Source organism: Mycobacterium sp., assembly GCF_049683935.1.
Taxonomy (GTDB): domain Bacteria; phylum Actinomycetota; class Actinomycetes; order Mycobacteriales; family Mycobacteriaceae; genus Mycobacterium.
The window spans coordinates 1-17,559 of the sequence record NZ_JBAUJR010000155.1; the positions used below are offsets into that span (position 1 = coordinate 1).

Consider the following 17,559-nt stretch of genomic DNA (forward strand, 5'->3'; position numbering starts at 1 on the left):
GGCCCCGCTGGTCGACGCGCCGCTGCCGCCGGCCTAGCCTCCAGGAGCCCAGCCGGTCGCGTCCGCCCACTCCCACGCTCGGCGGTACGCGTCCAGAAACCACGGCTCTTTCGCCTCGGCGTACGCGCCGGTGTCGGCATGACCCTCTGCGACCACCCGTTTCTTCAGCTCCAGATAGTCCGACCGGACAGCCGGGTTGGCGGTAAGCCAGTCGACGAACAGCAACCCGAACTGCTGTCCGGGCCAGCCTGCCACTCGCACATGGACATTCGTCGGGCGACCAGGGTCGGCCGAACAGTACAACCGCTTCCGCCACAGCGATTCGTCGTCCACGTGGTCGAATTCACCCACGGTGCTGCGCCCGTCCGGCTTGGCGACGTCGCGGTCGATAGCGGTGCTCACGTATCCCGCGCCGAACATCGAGTCGGCGAGCTCGTCGGCAACCTCGAGCGAGGCGACGGTGACCTGGATGTCGATCACGTCCTTGGCATCCAGCCCCGGTATCGCGGTGGAGCCGATGTGATCGATCCGCGAGGCTCGGTGCCCGCAGGCGGTCCTCAGCCGCGCCAGAATTCGCTGCGCGTCGCCAGGCCACCGCGGATCCGAGGGCACCAGGCGAGGCTCACGCTGCGCCGGCCGACCGGTGTGGAGGTTGTGCGCAAACGGCTGGATGCGCTCGTGCCACAGCGCGCGAGCGTTCTCCACGAGTTGCCCGGCGCTGCCGGAGTTGTCCAGCCAGACATCGGCCACCGCGCGGCGCTGTTCTTCGCCGGCCTGCGCAGCGATGCGCGCGCGTGCGTCCTGTTCGCTGAAGCCGCGGTGCTCCATGAGTCGCTGCACACGCAGCTCCTCGTCGGCATGCACGATCACCACCAACGGGAACATCGGGGCCATCTGCGACTCGACGAGCAGCGGGATGTCCTCGATGATCACCGCCTCGTCGTGCGCAGCCGCGATCAGCTCCGAACGCCGCTGTCCCACAAGCGGATGCACGATGCCGTTCAGCGTCGCCCGTTTCTCGTCGTCGCTGAAGGCGATCGCGGCCAGAGCCGGCCGGTTCAGAGCACCGTCGGGCAGCAGGATGTCGTCACCGAACGCCTCGACCAGACCGGCAAGACCTTCGGTGCCGGGTTCGACCACCTCGCGGGCGATCACGTCCCCGTCGACGACGATGCCCCCGAGCTCACTGAACGTGGCGGACACCGTGGACTTGCCTGCTCCGATTCCTCCGGTCAACCCAATGCGCAGCACCCGGTCAGTCTGTCAGCGCCGGGAGGCCCGACGACAACGGCCCCGGCTCTGGTGAGCCGGGGCCGTTGGTCGTTACGAACTAGGCGTTGCCTGCGAGCTTCTCCCGCAGCGCGGCAAGCTGAGCGTCGCTGGCCAGCGATCCGCCCGAACTGGGCTCCTCGGAACGCGAAGAACCGTTCGCGACGGGCTTGGCAGCTTCCTCGGCCTCGGCAGCGGCGAACTTCTCCATCTGCGCGGTGTGCATCTTGTGGCGGCGCTCGGCCTCGGCGTACCGCGCCTCCCACTCGTCACGCTGCTTCTCGAAGCCTTCGAGCCACTCGTTGGTGTCGGCGTCGAAGCCCTCGGGGAAGATGTAGTTGCCCGCGTCGTCGTAGCTGTCGGCCATGCCGTACTTCCACGCTTCGAACTCGTCGGTGTAGTCCTCGTTGGCCTGCTTGAGACTCAACGAGATACGGCGCCGCTCCAGGTCGATGTCGATGACCTTGACCATCGCGTCGTCGCCGACCTGGACAACCTGGTCCGGGACCTCGACGTGACGCTCGGAGAGCTCGGAGATGTGGACCAGACCCTCGATGCCCTCTTCGACGCGGACGAACGCACCGAACGGAACCAGCTTGGTGACCTTGCCCGGCACGATCTGACCGATCGCGTGGGTGCGCGCGAAGTGGCGCCACGGATCTTCCTGAGTCGCCTTGAGCGACAACGACACCCGCTCGCGGTCCATGTCGACGTCGAGAACCTCGACGGTGACCTCGTCGCCGACCTGGACGACCTCGGACGGATGGTCGATGTGCTTCCAGGACAGCTCGGAGACGTGCACCAGACCGTCGACGCCGCCGAGATCGACGAACGCGCCGAAGTTGACGATCGAGGACACCACACCCTTGCGGATGGCGCCCTTGGTCAGCTGGTTCAAGAATTCACTACGAACTTCGCTCTGCGTCTGCTCCAGCCAGGCGCGGCGCGAGAGCACCACGTTGTTGCGGTTCTTGTCGAGCTCGATGATCTTGGCCTCGATCTCCTTGCCGATGTACGGCTGAAGATCACGGACACGACGCATCTCCACCAGCGAAGCGGGCAGGAAGCCGCGCAGGCCGATGTCGAGGATCAGGCCGCCCTTGACGACCTCGATGACGGTGCCCTTGACGGCCTCGTCCTTCTCCTTGAGCTCTTCGATGGTGCCCCAGGCGCGCTCGTACTGTGCGCGCTTCTTGGACAGGATCAGGCGACCTTCCTTGTCCTCCTTGGTGAGGACCAGGGCTTCAACCTCATCGCCGACGGACACAACCTCATTGGGGTCGACGTCGTGCTTGATGGAGAGCTCGCGGGAAGGAATGACACCTTCGGTCTTGTAACCGATGTCGAGCAGGACTTCGTCGCGGTCGACCTTGACGATGGTCCCTTCGACGATGTCGCCATCGTTGAAGTATTTGATGGTCTTGTCGATGGCAGCGAGAAAATCCTCAGCCGAGCCGATGTCGTTGACGGCTACTTGCGGCGAGGTGACGGAGGGACTTGGCATGTGGTGGGTTGCTCCGGACAGGTGTGCTCGTAGGGACAGTTGATGTTTCTTGGTTTGTACCCGCGAATGGTGCGCACACAGGTACCCGTTGAGATTACTAGACCGGGTACATGCAGGACAAACCCGCCCCCGGGCAGCCGCTAATCTGCTGAGGTGTCATACGCCGGCGCCCAGGGACCGCCCCATCAACTCCAGGCGCCGTTCGTGCGCCGCGTCCGCAAGGTCGGAGCACCACTCGGGGTGATCATCGCGCTCGGGACCATCGCCGGGCTCATCGTGATCGCGCTGACCGCATTCAATCCGGTCGGCACCGCGATCGGCTTCGTGCTCTCCAGCATCGCCATGACGGTCGTCGTACTGGCCTACCTGTGGCTGGACAGGTGGGAACCCGAACCGCCACGCCTGCTCGTCTTCGCCTTCATCTGGGGTACGTCGGCGGCCGTCGTCATCGCCGCTGTGCTGCAGATTTTTCTCGATGCCTGGCTCAGCCCCGCCATGGATGCCACGCAGTCCACCGGGGTGAGCCCGTTCACGCTGGTCGTCGGGGCCCCGCTCACCGAAGAGGCCGCCAAGGGTCTCTTTCTGCTCCTGATGATGACCGGCGTCCGCCGCAACGAGATGAACTCACTGACCGACTGCCTGGTCTACGCCGGACTGGTCGGGGCGGGCTTCGCCTGGCTGGAGGACATCCTCTACATCGCGAACGGCGAAACGCTGGCCGATTCTCTGTTCACCGCCGCGTTGCGCCTCATCATGGCTCCGTTCGCGCACTCACTGTTCACCACACTGTTCGCCATCGGCGTGTGGTACGCGCTGCACAAACGCAGCGCTCTCGCCAGGGCCGGTTGCATCCTCCTCGGCTATGCCGGCGCGGTGGTGCTGCACGCCATGTGGAACGGCTCGTCGCTGCTGGGTGTCGAGGCGTACTTCGGCCTGTACGTGTTCTGGATGATGCCGATCTTCGGGCTTGCGATCGTGTTGGCCGTGCAGAGCCGACGGCGGGAACAGCGCGTCGTCACCGCCAAGCTGCCCGGCATGGCCGCGGCGGGAGTGATCACCCCCAACGAGGCGACCTGGCTGGGGTCGATCCGGACACGCAAGCTCGCCGTGGCCGAGGCGACACGGTTCGGGGGTCCGCACGCCGGGAAGTCGGTGAAGACATTCGCGCACCAGGTGGTGGAGTTGGCCTTCGTGCGCGACCGCATCGACCGCGGTTTCGGTGACCACCGTGTCGCGGCGCTGTTGAGCGAAGAGACCCACGGGGTGTACGCCGCGCGGAGCGCGTCGCCCGCGCTTGCCCGGATGGCGGAATACCGGGCGCCGGGAATCTGATCATGTTCGCGCGCACGCGATCAATCAGTGCGCCGCCGAGTCCCAGCTGCGGCCGTACCCGACGGACACCTCCAGGGGCACGTTCAGCGGGTAGGCGTTGCCCATGTGCTCTCGGACCAGCGCGTCGAGGGTGTCGCGTTCCCCGTCGGCGACCTCGAACAGCAACTCGTCGTGCACCTGCAGCAGCATGCGAGACGCCAGCCCGGCATCTTTGATGGCCTGGTCGACGTTGATCATCGCGACCTTGATGATGTCGGCGGCGCTGCCCTGGATCGGTGCGTTGAGCGCCGCTCGTTCGGCTGCCTCGCGGACGTTGCGGTTGCTGCTGTCCAATTCGGGCAGGTATCGCCGCCTGCCGAAGACAGTCGAGGTGTAGCCGTCCTTACGGGCCTGATCGACCACGTCGCGCAAGTAGTCGCGCACTCCGCCGAACCGGTCGAAGTATGCGTCCATCTGCACCTTCGCCTCCTCGGTGGAGATCTTGAGCTGCGCGGCCAAACCATAGGCGCTCAGCCCGTACGCCAGGCCGTAGGACATCGCCTTGACCCGACGCCGCAACTCGGCGGTGACCTCGTCGATCGGCACCGAGAACGCGCGGGAGGCGACGAACGAGTGCAGATCCTCGCCGGTGTTGAACGCTTCGATGAGCCCCGCATCCTGAGAGAGGTGCGCCATGATCCGCATCTCGATCTGGCTGTAATCGGCCGTCATCAGCTCCGAGTACCCCGCACCGACGACAAAAGCGTCCCGGATCCGCCGTCCCGCCTCGGTCCGGATCGGGATGTTCTGCAGGTTCGGCTCGGTGGAGGACAACCGGCCTGTGGCGGCGATCGTCTGGTTGAACGTGGTGTGAATGCGCCCGTCGGAGGCCACCGCGTTGAGCAGCCCGTCGACGGTCACCTTCAACCGGGTGGCGTCACGATGGGCCAGTAGATGCTGCAGGAACGGATGCCCGGTCTTGTCGAACAGCGACTGCAGCGCGTCCGCGTCGGTGGTGTAACCGGTTTTGGTGCGCTTGGTCTTCGGCATCTCCAGTTCGTCGAACAGCACCACCTGGAGTTGTTTCGGGGAACCGAGGTTGATCTGCTTGCCGATCACCGAGTACGCAGCCTCGGCGGCGTCGCGAATCTGGCCGGCGAACTCGCTCTGCAACTCCGAGAGCGTGTCCAGATCCACAGCGATGCCGGCTGTCTCCAGTTCCGCGAGCACCCGCTGCACGGGCAGTTCCATACTGTCCAGAAGCGCAGAGGAATCGATCCGGGCCAGCTCCTCGTCGAGCGCGTCGGCGAGGTCCTTGACAGCGCCGGCCCGCAGCAGCAGCGTCTGCACCGCCTGGTCGTCGACGCCGTCACCGTCGTCGAGCAGTGAAAGCTGTTGCTGCTCAGGGTTATCGGCTCGGAGCTCGCGCTTCAGATAGCGCAGGGACAGGTCATCGAGGGCGAAGCTGCGCTGGCCCGGGCGCACCAGGTAGGCGGCCAGCGCCGTGTCCGAGGTAACCCCGGCCAGCGTCCAGCCGCGTCCCTGCACGTCGTGCATCGCGAGCTTGGCCTCGTGCAGCACCTTCGGCGCTGTCGGGTCGGACAACCACGACGCCAGCGCGGCCTCATCGTTGGTATCCAGACCCGTGGTGTCGATGTAGCGACCGTCGCCGTCGGCGGCGACGATGGCCACCGCGGTGGCGTCACTGTCGAAGGCGAGGTGGTTGCCCACCACTGCGAGCCCGAACCGCTGTCCCTGGCTGCGCTCGGCCAGCCACGCCGCCAGTGTTCCTGCTTCCAGTGCTCCGCCGCGGACGTCGAAGCCGTCTTCCACCTCAGGGTCGGTCGACGCCAGGGTGTCGAAGAGCCGGTCTCGTAGCACCCGGAACTCGAGATCGTCGAACAGGCGGTGGATCTGGTCTCGATCCCACGGCTGCATCCGGAGCGTGTCGGGCGTCTGGGCCAACGGCACGTCTTTGACGAGGTCGGTCAGCTCGCGGTTGAGCACGACACTGGACAGGTTCGCGCGCAGCGCATCACCGACCTTGCCCTTGACCTTGTCGACGTTGTCGACCAGCTCCTGCAGCGAGCCGTATTCCACGATCCACTTGGTCGCCGTCTTCTCCCCCACGCCGGGGATGCCCGGCAGGTTGTCGCTCGGGTCACCACGCAGGGCGGCGAAGTCCGGGTACTGCGCCGGGGTCAGGCCGTACTTCTCCACCACGGCGTCGGGGGTGAATCGGGTGAGCTCACTGACGCCCTTGCGCGGGTAGAGCACGGTGACGTCGTCGCTGACCAGCTGAAGAGAGTCACGGTCGCCGGTGACCACCAACACCCGGTAACCCTCGTCGCGGGCCTGGGTGGCCAAGGTGGCGATCACATCGTCGGCTTCGAACCCGGCCTCGGCGAGCACCGTGATGCCCAGCGCGCCGAGCACCTCCTTGGTGATGTCGATCTGCCCGCGGAATTCGTCGGGTGTCGCGGACCGGCCCGCCTTGTACTCGGGATAGCGCTCCAGCCGGAACGTCTGCCTGGACACGTCGAAAGCTGCCGCGATGTGGCTGGGCTGCTCGTCGCGCAGGAGGTTGATCAGCATCGCGGTGAACCCGTACACCGCGTTGGTGGTCAGGCCGCCCTGTGTCTTGAAGTTCTCGGCGGGCAGCGCATAAAACGCACGGAAGGCCAACGAGTTGCCGTCCAGGAGCATCAGGGTGGGCTTGTCGCCGGCAGCCTTCGCGGCGGCAGTCGGATCCGATGCGGTCTTGGCTGGGCTCACGGCCTTCACTCTAGGCACCGGCAACGACACATCCTTCTCGACCTGGCCCACTGAGTCAGACTGGAACACGTTTCAGTTTGGCCCGCGAACTGGGTACGCTGACCGCGTGTCAGCTTCCACACCCGCGGTCGACGGCTGGTTCGCCACCGACGGATCCGGTGCCCCCTATCTGCTCGGCGGCAAGTGTCACCAGTGCGGGACGTTCGTGTTCCCGCCGCGTGCCGACAACTGCCCCAACCCCGCCTGCGACGGTGACGAGCTCGCGCAGGTACCACTGTCGCGCCGCGGCCGGTTGTGGAGTTATACGGAGAACAGGTACGCACCTCCTCCGCCCTATCCGTCGCCGGATCCGTTCGAACCGTTCGCCGTGGCTGCCGTCGAGCTCGCCGACGAGGGGCTGATCGTGTTGGGCAAGGTCGTCGAAGGCACCCTCGCCGCCGACCTGAAGGTCGGCATGGAGATGGAACTGACGACCATGCCGCTCTACGTCGACGACGACGGTGTCGAGCGGATCGTCCACGCCTGGGAGATTGCGAAATGAGTGCTGGCACTCCGGAACCGGTCTACATCCTCGGGGCGGGAATGCATCCCTGGGGCAAGTGGGGCCGCGATTTCACCGAGTACGGCGTCGTCGCGGCGCGCGCCGCCCTGGCCGAGGCAGGACTGGACTGGCGCCAGATCCAGATGGTTGCGGGCGCGGACACGATCCGCAACGGCTATCCCGGCTTCGTCGCCGGGGCGACGTTCGCCCAGAAACTGGGCTGGAACGGCGTGCCGGTCAGCTCGAGTTACGCGGCCTGCGCCAGTGGATCGCAGGCACTCCAGAGTGCCCGCGCGCAGATCCTGGCCGGCTTCTGCGACGTCGCGCTCGTCATCGGCGCCGACACCACCCCCAAAGGCTTCTTCGCACCGGTCGGCGGCGAGCGCAAGAACGACCCCGACTGGCAGCGCTTCCACCTCATCGGCGCGACCAACACGGTGTACTTCGCCATGCTGGCGCGCCGCAGGATGGACCTCTACGGCGCCACGCTCGAAGATTTTGCCCAGGTGAAGGTCAAAAACGCGCGACACGGTCTGGACAACCCGAATGCCCGCTACCGCAAGGAAGCCACCGTCGAGGATGTGCTGGCCAGCCCGGTCGTCTCCGACCCACTGCGACTACTCGACATCTGCGCGACGTCCGACGGCGCGGCCGCGCTGATTGTGGCGAGTAAGTCGTTCGCCGAGAAACATCTCGGCTCGGTGCAGGGGGTGCCGTCGGTGCGCGCGATCAGCACCGTCACGCCGCGCTATCCGCAGCACCTCCCCGAACTGCCCGACATCGCCACCGATTCGACGGCGGTCGTGACCGCGCCCGAGCGGGTCTTCAAGGACCAGATTCTCGACGCCGCCTACGCCGAGGCGGGCCTCGGCCCCGAGGATCTGAGCCTGGCCGAGGTCTACGACCTGTCCACCGCCCTGGAACTCGACTGGTACGAGCACCTCGGTCTGTGCAACCGGGGCGAGGCCGAGCAGTTGTTACGCAGCGGCGCGACAACGATCGGCGGCCGGATCCCGGTCAATGCCTCCGGTGGACTGGCGAGCTTCGGCGAAGCCATCCCGGCACAGGCCATCGCGCAGGTGTGCGAACTCACCTGGCAGTTGAAGGGTCAGGCGACCGGCCGGCAAGTCGAAGGTGCCACGGTGGGCATCACGGCCAACCAGGGCCTGTTCGGCCACGGCTCCTCGGTGATCGTCGCGCGGTAACGCCTACTCGACCACTTCGTAGAGCCAGATCAGCGGGTTCTCCAGTTCGCCGTCGCCGTCCCACCGGTATCGGCGGGCGATCCCCTGCCCGTCGTAGTTGGCCACGTACTCCAACAACGCCGGCCGCGTGAGCGCTCCGGAATCGATTCCCTTGAGCAGAATCGTCGCCAGGTCGTAGGCCTCGACGCTGTACGCGCCCGGCGGCTGAGCGAACACGCTGCTGTACTCGTCGACGAAATCGGGTGTGGCAGGACTGCACGGACAGGACAGCAACGCCCCGCTCGCGGCCGATTCCGCTTGCTCGACAAAGGATTCGTTCTTGGCGCCGTCCGAGCCGACGAACGCGCCGCCGAAGCCGCCCTCGCGAAGCTGTCTGACCAACGCGGCGGCCACCGGGGAGTAACCGGCGAAGAAGACCGAATCCGGTGCAGCAGCATTGATTTGAGTGACGATCCCGGAGAAGTCCGTCGCGTCCGACCTGACCGCGATGTTGCATGCCGGATCAGCCACCGCCCCCAGGGTTTCGCGTACCGAGGTGGCAAGCCCGAGACCGTAATCGGAGCTGTCGTCGACCACGCAGACATTCCGGTACCCGAGGGTCTCGGACATGTAGCGGGCGACTGCCGGCCCCTGCACCCCGTCACTGGCCACCCCGCGGAAGAAGGTCCGCCAACCATTCCGAGCCAACGCCGGATCGGTCGCCGACGGCGTCGCGGCGATCAGACCGGCTCTGTCGAAAACCTCACCGGCAGCCTGCGTCTCGGCCGAGGACACCGGGCCCACCACCCCGACGGTGTACGCGTCGTCGACGATCTGAGCGGCCAGTTCCCGGATCCTGTCCGGATCCCCCTCGGTGTCGAAGGGCTTCAGCTGCACTTGGCAGGCAGGATTCGCGTCGTTGTGCTGGTCGACGGCCAGTTGAATGCCGTTCTGGACGTCGACGCCGAGGGCGGCCTCGGGCCCGTTGAGCGCACCTGCCATGGCGATCGACACCGGCGGACAGACGCTGCTCCCGTCGCCCGCCGGGTTCGCGGGCTGTCCGTCGTCGACCACCTCGACCGGGGCTCCGTCACGATCGATCTGAACCTTCGCCGCGAACTCGAGGGCACCCGACGACTCCCCCGGCTTCGAAGACGATCCCCCGCCACACCCGGCAATTCCGAATGCCATCAGCATTGCCGAACCGAGCGCAAGCGTGCCCAGACCCCCCCGACAGCGCAATTGTTCTCCTCCGATTCGGGATCACACGGCATCGGCCGTGGCTCCGCGTAGAAGATAGCAACGCAGCACCCTGGCGCGTGCAGTTCAGCGACCGATGGCGGCAAGCCGTTCGGACGGACCCGTCGTCTTCAGAAGTCGAAGTCGCCGTGTTGGCTGATCTCACGGTGGGTATCGGGGACCCTGCCCGTCAACGCCGCGATCGCCAACAGCACGAGCAGCGCCCCAAAGACCATCAGTAGCGTCATGGCTTCAGCATCTCGCTGCCCGAATGCACTCGACAGTGGCAGCAGTGACATCTGTCATCTATATCCCGCCAAGTCTCGTGGAGCCGGAAACACAATCGATACGCGCCGGTCATCCAGAACCCGGCCACATGCGCACGGACGCTATACAGTCGCCCGAAATGAATCGAGCGAATTTCGCAGCGAAGGAGAGGTTGGCGTAGTGGGCCGATGCGCTCGGATCGCCTCTCGGGGCCTGCTCATGGTCGCCTTCGTCGTGTTGGCCGCATTCCTGGGCGCGGGGGTCGCGGCGGCCCAGGACACCGAAACGGCACCGGTCGCCGGCCGCCTCGTCAACGCAGGCGAGCCGGTAGCCGGAGCGATCGTGCGGATCATCGACGAGTCCGGCGAGGAAGCCGACACCGCGACGTCCGACGACACCGGGCGGTGGAGCGTCGAGCTTCCTGTGGGCACCTACACCTTCGAAATCGACACCGAGAGCCTGCCCGAGGGGGTGAGCGTGCAGAGCGCGGTGACCCGTGACGTGATCGCGGGCCGCACCAATGCCGTGGTGTTCATTTTCGGTGAGGTCCGCACCTCGATGGAGACGCCGCTCTACGAGCGCGTCATCCGACTCGCGATCGACGGCCTCCGGTTCGGTCTGGTCATCGCCGTCGCCGCTGTCGGGCTCAGCCTGATCTTCGGGACCACCGGGCTCACCAACTTCGCCCACGGTGAACTGGTCACCCTCGGCGCGGTGTTCACGTGGATGTTCAACGTGACCTTCGGCATTCCGCTGGTTGGCGCTGCGGTGCTCGGCATCGTCGCCGGAATCGCGATCGGCTGGCTGAACAACGCAGGCATCTGGCATCCGTTGAGGCGCCGGCGCGTGGGACTCATCCCGCAGCTGGTCGTCTCCATCGGATTGGCGATCAGCCTTCGGTATCTCATCCTGGCTCTGTTCTCCGACCGGACCCAGGCGTTCGCCGACTCCACCGTCAGCGCACAGCGTCAATGGGGCCCGGTTGCGATCACCGATACCAACCTGCTCACCATCGCGATCAGCGTCGTCGTCTTGCTCGCCGTCGCGGTGATGTTGCAGAAGACTCCCATCGGCAAGGCGATGCGGGCGGTGTCGGACAACAAGGACCTGGCTGCCGCCTCCGGGATCAACGTCGAGCGGGTGATCACGTTCGTGTGGTGTCTGGGCGGTGGACTGGCCGCGCTCGGCGGGATCCTGCTCGCCCTCTCGGAACTCGGTGGACGCGCCCAATGGGAGATGGGGTTCAAGTTGCTGTTGCTGATGTTCGCCGGCATCACCCTGGGCGGACTCGGCACCGCCTACGGCGCGCTACTCGGCTGCATCATCGTCGGCATGCTGGTGCAGTTGTCCACTCTCGTGATCAACCCGGACCTCAAATACGTCGGTGGCCTGCTCATCCTCATCCTCATCCTCGTCGTGCGCCCCCAGGGCATCCTCGGTTCCAGGGAAAGGATCGGGTGAGTCGTGGATCTCGTCTCTGCTCTGCAGGCATCGTTCGCACAGCTCATCGGGCCATCAGCGATCTTCTATGCGCTGCTGGCCATCGGCCTGAACCTGCACTTCGGCTACACCGGACTGCTGAACTTCGGGCAGATCGGGTTCGCCCTGCTCGGCGGGTACGGGGTGGGCATCATGACCGTCACCTACCAGCAGCCCCTCTGGGTCGGCATCATCGTCGGGCTGCTCGCGGCCGGGGCCTTGGCGGTGGTGCTGGGAATTCCGACCCTGCGTCTACGAGCCGATTACCTGGCGATCGCCACCATCGCCGCCGCGGAAGTGCTGCGACTGATCTTCCGGTCGACGGCATCGGACCCGGTGACCGGATCAACCAACGGTCTGTACGGATTCGCCGACCCGTTCACCCGATTCAGCCCATTCGACTCCAGCAAGCAGTACTCGATCCTGGGGGTCAACTTCGTCGGCGACGACGTCTGGGCGATGGTTGTCGGCTGGACGCTGGTGCTCATTCTGTGTTTCTTCGTCTACCTTCTCGCCCACAGTCCGTGGGGCCGGGTGCTGCGAGCGATCCGCGAGGACGAGGACGCCGCGCGTGCCCTCGGAAAGAACGTGTTCGTCTACAAGCTGCAGGCGCTGGTTCTCGGCGGCGTGATCGGGGGCATGGGCGGCGTGTTCAACGCCCTGCAGACCAAATCTATCCATCCGGACTTCTACTCCACCGCCCAGACCTTCTACGCTTTCGGGGCGCTACTTCTCGGTGGTGCTGCCACCGTGTTCGGCCCGGTGGTGGGGGCGATGCTGTTCTGGTTCCTTCTGGCGGTGCCGGATGCCATCCTGCGCCAGGCGATCGCGGGGCCCGACCCGCTACTGCCACTGACCGATGCGCAGGTCGGGGCCACGCGATTCATCCTGCTGGGCATCCTGATCGCGTTGTTGATGGTTTTCCGACCACAGGGACTGATGGGCCGAAAACGGGAGTTGCAGTTCGATGGTCGATAAGTCTCCCCTGTCCGCCGCCGACCGAGCCGCCCTGTTTGCCGCCACACCATCGCTCCCGGGGTCTTCCAAGCCGGATCCGATCCTCGTCGTCGACGGAGTGTCCCGATCTTTCGGCGGCCTGAAGGCCGTTGATGTCGCGCACCTGGAGGTGCAACGCGGCGCCATCACCGGACTGATCGGCCCGAACGGCGCGGGTAAGACGACGCTGTTCAACCTGCTCACCGGCTTCGATCGGCCCGATACCGGCAGCTGGAAGATCGAGGGTGAGAACCTGGGCAGGTTGCACCCCCACCAGGTGGCGCGTCGCGGAGTGGTGCGTACCTTCCAACTCACCAAGGCCCTGGCGCGGATGTCGGTCCTCGACAACGTCCGGCTCGGTGCGCGGCACCAGACCGGCGAGCGGATGCTGTCCGCACTACTGCCGATGACCTGGCGAGGCCAGGAAGCCCGAATCACGGAACGGGCCCACGAGATGCTGCACCGGTTCAAGCTGGACACGAAGGCCGAGGACATGGCCGGCTCGTTGTCCGGTGGACAGCGAAAGCTGCTGGAGATGGCGCGGGCGCTGATGAGCAACCCCAAGGTGGTGATGCTCGACGAACCCATGGCCGGGGTCAACCCGGTACTGACGCAGAGCCTGCTCGAGCACGTGAAGTCCCTGCGCGAGGAGGGGATGACGGTCATCTTCGTCGAACACGACATGGACGTGATCCGCGATATCAGCGACTGGGTGGTGGTGATGGCCCAAGGCTCGATCATCGCCGAATCCCCTCCCGATGCCCTCGCCGACAACACCGCGGTGGTGGACGCATACCTGGGCAGTCACCACGATCAGACACTGGAGTTCGACGAGAACGGCAACCCGGTCGGGGCGACGGCGGAACTCGCACAGCAGCTCGAACAGGCTGTCCTGCAGGAAATCGACGATGACGGCGAGAAGCGATGAGCACAGCCTCAGACGAACCGGCCGAGTTGACACCCGCCGAACGGGCAGCCACCCCCGAGGAGCATGCGCGGCTGGCAGAAGGTGCGCTGCTGAGGGCCGACCGCTTGATCGCCGGCTATCTGCCTGAGGTCGACATTCTGCGCGGCTGCGACTTCTACCTGCGCGACGGTGAGATCGTCGGCATCATCGGTCCCAACGGCGCCGGCAAGTCCACACTGCTCAAGGCGCTGTTCGGGCTCATCCCGGTGCGGTCAGGCTCGGTGTCGCTGCGCGATGAGAACGTCACCTCGGCGCCCGCACATGTGTTGGTGACCAAAGGTCTCGGCTACGTGCCGCAGAACCGGAACGTGTTTCCCTCCTTGACGATCGAGGAGAACATGGAGATGGGCATCTACCTGCGCAGGTCGAAGTTCGTCGAACGGTTCGAGGTCGTCAGCGAGCTCTTCCCCCTGCTGGGACAGCGGCGCAAGGTCAAGGCAGGCGCATTATCCGGAGGCGAGCGCCAGATGGTCGCGATAGGCCGGGCGTTGATGATGGAACCGTCGGTACTGCTGCTGGACGAGCCTTCGGCAGGTTTGTCACCCATGTTCCAAGACGAGGTGTTCATCCGCTGCAAGCAGATCAACGCCGCAGGGGTCTCGATCATCATGGTGGAACAGAACGCGCGGCGTTGCCTGCAGATCTGCGACCGCGGTTACGTTTTGGATCAGGGCACCAATGCCTACACCGATAAGGGCAGCAACCTGATGACCGACCCCAAGGTGATCGAGCTCTACCTGGGCACGTTGGCGGGCAACCGCCAGCGCTGAAACACCCACGCCGCCCGCACCCGAAGGTGGCGAGCGGCGCCGGTGCTGCTCAGCTGGGTCAGGCCTCGTTGACGATGATGTAGTCGTTGGTCTGCAGCACATTGTCAGGACCGAACTCGAGGCTCCCGTACGAGCCGACGGACGGTTCGCCCGCCGGGCCGAATGCCAATTCGCCGGTCACCCCGTCGTAGTCGATGTCCTCGCCCGCACGGATCCGGTCCCGGCAGTCGGCGAACGTCGTGCACTTGGTGCCGTCCCGCGTCACGCCGATGATGTTGGCGGCGATGTCGACGCCGGCCGTGGACTGCGCCTGCTCAGCGGCGAGCGCTGTGATGACCACCGCGTCGTAGGACTCACCCGCGTAGTTGAAGTCGATCAGCGCGGGATCGACTGCCTTAAGCCGGTTCTCGAAGTCGGGACCGATCTCGGTGAGCGGGGTCGTGCCCTTCATCCCCGCCAGCAATCCGGGCGCGACGCCCTCGCCGAGCGCATTGCCCATGTTGCCGTCGGTGCCGTACACCAGCATTCCGTCCGACGGCCCGATTCCGACCTCGTGCATCCGGCTCAGGATCTTGGCGCTCTCCTCGAAGCCGATGACCGCGACCGCGTCCGGATTGAACTCCTTGGCCTGGTCGACCTCGGCGTTGAAGGACTGCGCATTGGGGTCGTAGACGATCTGCGTGATCTGATCCGACGGGATCCCCGCTGCTTCGAGATCCTCGACCGTGTTGGCGGCCAGACCCGTGCCGTACGGATCGTTGAGCGCCATGATCACCACACGCTGCGCGCCGTCCTGCGTGATCAGCTGCGAAAGCGCCTGTGCCTGAAGCACATCGGTAGGCGCGGTGCGGAAGTACATGCCCTTGTCGGGGTAGCACACGAACTGGTCGGATGTGTTCGCCGGCGAGAACTGCACGACACCGGCGCTGGAGATCTTGTCGATCACCTTCAGCGACACCGCCGACGACGCCGCACCGATGATCGCGCTGACGCCATCGGAGAGCTGGCGGTCGACGGTGACGTTGGCGGTGTCGGTGGTGGTGTCGCCCGAGTCTCCGGTGATCACCTGGACCGGTTGGTCGAGTACGCCACCGGCCTCGTTGACCTCGTTGACGGCGACCTGCACACCCGCCACCTCGGGCGGTCCGAGGAATGCCAGGGTTCCGGTCTCCGGCAGCAGGGTGCCGATCTTGAGCGGCGTGGTGACCGGCGTGGCACCCGGGGTCGCCTGGGCGGGTTCGCAGTCCGTGCTGACCACCTCGGCGGATTCTTCGGTCGTTGTGGTCTCTTCGCCCGCAGCGGTCTCCTCGCCCGAGTCACTCGAGCTCGAGCAGGCGGTCAGAGCTAGCGAGGCAATACCCACGGCGGCGACGGCGCGGGTAAGGGTCCGATGCTTCATCAAAAGGCTCCTGATGTGTCGATACCGTTTGGGCGGCCAACGCCGCGGTGGCGCAGACCGACCGTAACGGCTGCCGGATGGGCGCGAGCCCCGGGAAAGGGCTCGTGACCAATATGTGACCTCACGGAAAACAAATTAACCTGCGTGTAGCGAAGACGGGCCGCATTCGGCGACTACTCGGGGTCCAGCGTCTCCATCACGACCTCGGCGACTCGTTTCATCGTGGTCCGGCGATCCATCGCGGCGCGCTGGATCCACTTGAACGCCTCCGGTTCGGTCATCCCCTGCTTGGCCTGCAGCAGCCCCTTGGCGCGCTCGACCAACTTGCGGGTCTCCAGACGGTCGGACAGCGTCGCGACCTCCTTCTCCAGCTCGGCGATCTCGCTGAACCGGCTGACCGCCACCTCGATCGCGGGGATCAGGTCGTTGATGTTGAAGGGCTTGACCAGGTAGGCCATCGCCCCGGCGTCGCGGGCACGCTCCACGAGCTCGCGCTGGCTGAACGCGGTGAGGATGACGATCGGAGCGATCCGCTTGGCGGCGATCTCGGAGGCGGCATCGATACCGTCCCGTCGCGGCATCTTGACGTCCATGATCACCAGATCGGGTTTGAGCGTCACGGCCAGGTCCACAGCCTCCTGCCCGTCACCGGCCTCACCGACGATCTCGTAACCCTCTTCGCGCAGCATCTCGGCCAAGTCCATCCGGATGAGCGCCTCGTCCTCGGCGATGAGCACGCGGTGTGGCTTGACGACATCTGTCGTTGACCCGGTCATGGGACACATTGTGGCGGTCCCAGGCCGGATGAGCGACCGCGGGGCCATCCTCTATGGTGGGAGGCCGCGCGCCCTCGTATCCCAACTGGCAGAGGAAACGGATTCAAAACCCGTCCAGTGTGAGTTCGAATCTCACCGAGGGCACCACAAACACTTCGGCTCTTTGCGTCGGTCAACTCCACGGCAATTCAAGCAAGACTCCGCCCGAGGACGCCGGTCCGTGTAGCTCCATCCTGTCGACCTTGCCGTCGGGAGGGACGTCGAAGGGCAGATCGACCTCGATCGAGTCGCCCGGCCTGAGCGGGCTCGTGTAGTCGTATCCAGAGTTGACATAGGTCTCGGCCTCGGAGTCGACGCCGAATTCACGGCCGTCGGTGTCGACGATCAACTGATCCTGGCCGGAGAACGCCGCTGATTCGTCCCCGATGTTCGTCACGACCACGGTGACCACGACGTACAGGCCGTCCGCTGTCATGGTCACATTCGGGTCGTCGGTCATGTCCTGCAGAGTCTTTGTCTGACCGATCTTCAGGATCTCGAACTGGAAGTCCCCGTCCCGGGCAGCGGACCCTGCGGGGGCAACGGTCGGGTCTGCCTGGACGGTTGCCGCCGGGCGCTGTGAATCCTCGTCCTCCTTGGTGTCGTCCGCGATCAGAATTGCGCCGCAGCCGCCGAAGAACACCAGGACGGCGAGCACGCCGCCGAGAATGATCCAGCGCTTGTTCGACTTCTTGGGCGACTCGTGTGCCGCCGCTCGGTCGGTCCATTGTGAGCCGTCGAAGTAGCGCTGCCCCGGAGCGCCGGACGGATCGGGATACCAGCCGGGCTCAGTCACAGAATTTCCCCATGCACGGAGGGTAGCCATTCCGGAGCGCCCAAGCCCGAGTAACTTTCGGGACCAAAAGGGCCACCGGTCGCCCGGTGGCCCTTTTGTACCTCTATCAGTCGGAGGAGTCCGAGGAGCCCGAGGAGCCGGACGACGAGCCGGACTCACCGGAGCTGCCCGAATCACTGGTGCCGGCACCACTTGAACCGCCTCGGCCGCCCGGTGTCCCGCCATCGCCACCGTCGCCACCCCGGCC

General features: G+C 65.7%; 14 protein-coding genes and 1 tRNA gene. 8 read left to right on the forward strand and 7 right to left on the reverse strand.

The window, feature by feature from the left end; genetic code table 11:
* Window positions 1-33: 33 nt before the first annotated feature.
* Both coaE and rpsA read right to left on the reverse strand, forming a co-directional pair.
* Window positions 34-1,251 (reverse strand): dephospho-CoA kinase, encoded by a 1,218-nt coding sequence (coaE, locus tag WA965_RS09075; protein WP_526293972.1) that lies wholly within the window; start codon window positions 1,249-1,251, stop codon window positions 34-36.
* 79 nt (window positions 1,252-1,330) lie between these two features.
* Window positions 1,331-2,773, reverse strand: a complete 1,443-nt coding sequence (gene rpsA, locus WA965_RS09080; protein WP_526293973.1) for a 30S ribosomal protein S1 — start codon at window positions 2,771-2,773, stop codon at window positions 1,331-1,333.
* A 153-nt stretch (window positions 2,774-2,926) separates the two neighbouring features.
* On the opposite strand from rpsA, the gene WA965_RS09085 reads away from it, so the two are divergent.
* Complete coding sequence (locus WA965_RS09085) at window positions 2,927-4,105, forward strand: PrsW family intramembrane metalloprotease (RefSeq protein WP_526293974.1); 1,179 nt, start codon at window positions 2,927-2,929, stop codon at window positions 4,103-4,105.
* Window positions 4,106-4,129: 24 nt separating this feature from the next.
* Here the strand turns inward: WA965_RS09085 and polA are convergent, their stop codons facing one another.
* Window positions 4,130-6,790 (reverse strand): DNA polymerase I, encoded by a 2,661-nt coding sequence (gene polA / locus WA965_RS09090; RefSeq protein ID WP_526293984.1) that lies wholly within the window; start codon window positions 6,788-6,790, stop codon window positions 4,130-4,132.
* Between the two features lie 175 nt (window positions 6,791-6,965).
* On the opposite strand from polA, the gene WA965_RS09095 reads away from it, so the two are divergent.
* On the forward strand, window positions 6,966-7,400 hold the full coding sequence (locus tag WA965_RS09095; RefSeq protein ID WP_178359267.1) for an OB-fold domain-containing protein: 435 nt from the start codon (window positions 6,966-6,968) through the stop codon (window positions 7,398-7,400).
* Window positions 7,397-8,605, forward strand: a complete 1,209-nt coding sequence (locus WA965_RS09100; protein WP_526293975.1) for a lipid-transfer protein — start codon at window positions 7,397-7,399, stop codon at window positions 8,603-8,605. Before WA965_RS09095 ends, WA965_RS09100 begins: the two co-directional genes overlap by 4 nt.
* A gap of 3 nt (window positions 8,606-8,608) precedes the next feature.
* Here WA965_RS09100 and WA965_RS09105 read toward each other — a convergent pair whose 3' ends face one another.
* On the reverse strand, window positions 8,609-9,826 hold the full coding sequence (locus tag WA965_RS09105) for a branched-chain amino acid ABC transporter substrate-binding protein (RefSeq protein WP_526293976.1): 1,218 nt from the start codon (window positions 9,824-9,826) through the stop codon (window positions 8,609-8,611).
* Window positions 9,827-10,309: 483 nt separating this feature from the next.
* Between WA965_RS09105 and WA965_RS09110 the strand changes: the two genes are divergently transcribed.
* From WA965_RS09110 to WA965_RS09125, 4 genes are read left to right on the forward strand one after another with little or no spacing between them, the layout of a single operon-like run.
* Window positions 10,310-11,551: a branched-chain amino acid ABC transporter permease gene (locus WA965_RS09110; protein WP_526293985.1), complete on the forward strand. Its 1,242-nt coding sequence runs from the start codon at window positions 10,310-10,312 to the stop codon at window positions 11,549-11,551.
* Between the two features lie 3 nt (window positions 11,552-11,554).
* The gene (locus tag WA965_RS09115; protein WP_526293977.1) at window positions 11,555-12,547 is read left to right on the forward strand and encodes a branched-chain amino acid ABC transporter permease; all 993 of its coding nucleotides are present in this window, start codon (window positions 11,555-11,557) and stop codon (window positions 12,545-12,547) included.
* On the forward strand, window positions 12,537-13,493 hold the full coding sequence (locus tag WA965_RS09120) for an ABC transporter ATP-binding protein (RefSeq protein WP_526293978.1): 957 nt from the start codon (window positions 12,537-12,539) through the stop codon (window positions 13,491-13,493). Before WA965_RS09115 ends, WA965_RS09120 begins: the two co-directional genes overlap by 11 nt.
* Complete coding sequence (locus tag WA965_RS09125; protein ID WP_526293979.1) at window positions 13,490-14,302, forward strand: ABC transporter ATP-binding protein; 813 nt, start codon at window positions 13,490-13,492, stop codon at window positions 14,300-14,302. Before WA965_RS09120 ends, WA965_RS09125 begins: the two co-directional genes overlap by 4 nt.
* Window positions 14,303-14,360: 58 nt before the next feature.
* Here WA965_RS09125 and WA965_RS09130 read toward each other — a convergent pair whose 3' ends face one another.
* Together WA965_RS09130 and WA965_RS09135 are read right to left on the reverse strand one after the other, a co-directional pair.
* On the reverse strand, window positions 14,361-15,701 hold the full coding sequence (locus tag WA965_RS09130) for an ABC transporter substrate-binding protein (protein ID WP_526293980.1): 1,341 nt from the start codon (window positions 15,699-15,701) through the stop codon (window positions 14,361-14,363).
* A gap of 173 nt (window positions 15,702-15,874) precedes the next feature.
* The gene (locus WA965_RS09135; protein ID WP_526293981.1) at window positions 15,875-16,477 is read right to left on the reverse strand and encodes a two-component system response regulator PdtaR; all 603 of its coding nucleotides are present in this window, start codon (window positions 16,475-16,477) and stop codon (window positions 15,875-15,877) included.
* A gap of 70 nt (window positions 16,478-16,547) precedes the next feature.
* On the opposite strand from WA965_RS09135, the gene WA965_RS09140 reads away from it, so the two are divergent.
* Window positions 16,548-16,624, forward strand: a tRNA-Leu gene (locus WA965_RS09140).
* A gap of 25 nt (window positions 16,625-16,649) precedes the next feature.
* Here WA965_RS09140 and WA965_RS09145 read toward each other — a convergent pair.
* Window positions 16,650-17,312 carry a DUF4352 domain-containing protein gene (locus WA965_RS09145; RefSeq protein WP_526293982.1) on the reverse strand — a complete coding sequence of 221 codons (663 nt, stop codon included), beginning with the start codon at window positions 17,310-17,312 and terminating at the stop codon, window positions 16,650-16,652.
* Window positions 17,313-17,559: the final 247 nt, after the last annotated feature.

Bases quoted from the DNA above. Each gene is read 5' to 3' on its own strand.
- WA965_RS09130 (WP_526293980.1), bottom strand. From the start codon at position 15,701: ATGAAGCATCGGACCCTTACCCGCGCCGTCGCCGCCGTGGGTATTGCC.
- polA (WP_526293984.1), bottom strand. From the start codon at position 6,790: ATGCTCCTGGACGGCAACTCGTTGGCCTTCCGTGCGTTTTATGCGCTG.
- WA965_RS09110 (WP_526293985.1), top strand. From the start codon at position 10,310: ATGGTCGCCTTCGTCGTGTTGGCCGCATTCCTGGGCGCGGGGGTCGCG.
- WA965_RS09135 (WP_526293981.1), bottom strand. From the start codon at position 16,477: ATGACCGGGTCAACGACAGATGTCGTCAAGCCACACCGCGTGCTCATC.
- WA965_RS09125 (WP_526293979.1), top strand. From the start codon at position 13,490: ATGAGCACAGCCTCAGACGAACCGGCCGAGTTGACACCCGCCGAACGG.
- WA965_RS09120 (WP_526293978.1), top strand. From the start codon at position 12,537: ATGGTCGATAAGTCTCCCCTGTCCGCCGCCGACCGAGCCGCCCTGTTT.
- rpsA (WP_526293973.1), bottom strand. From the start codon at position 2,773: ATGCCAAGTCCCTCCGTCACCTCGCCGCAAGTAGCCGTCAACGACATC.
- WA965_RS09100 (WP_526293975.1), top strand. From the start codon at position 7,397: ATGAGTGCTGGCACTCCGGAACCGGTCTACATCCTCGGGGCGGGAATG.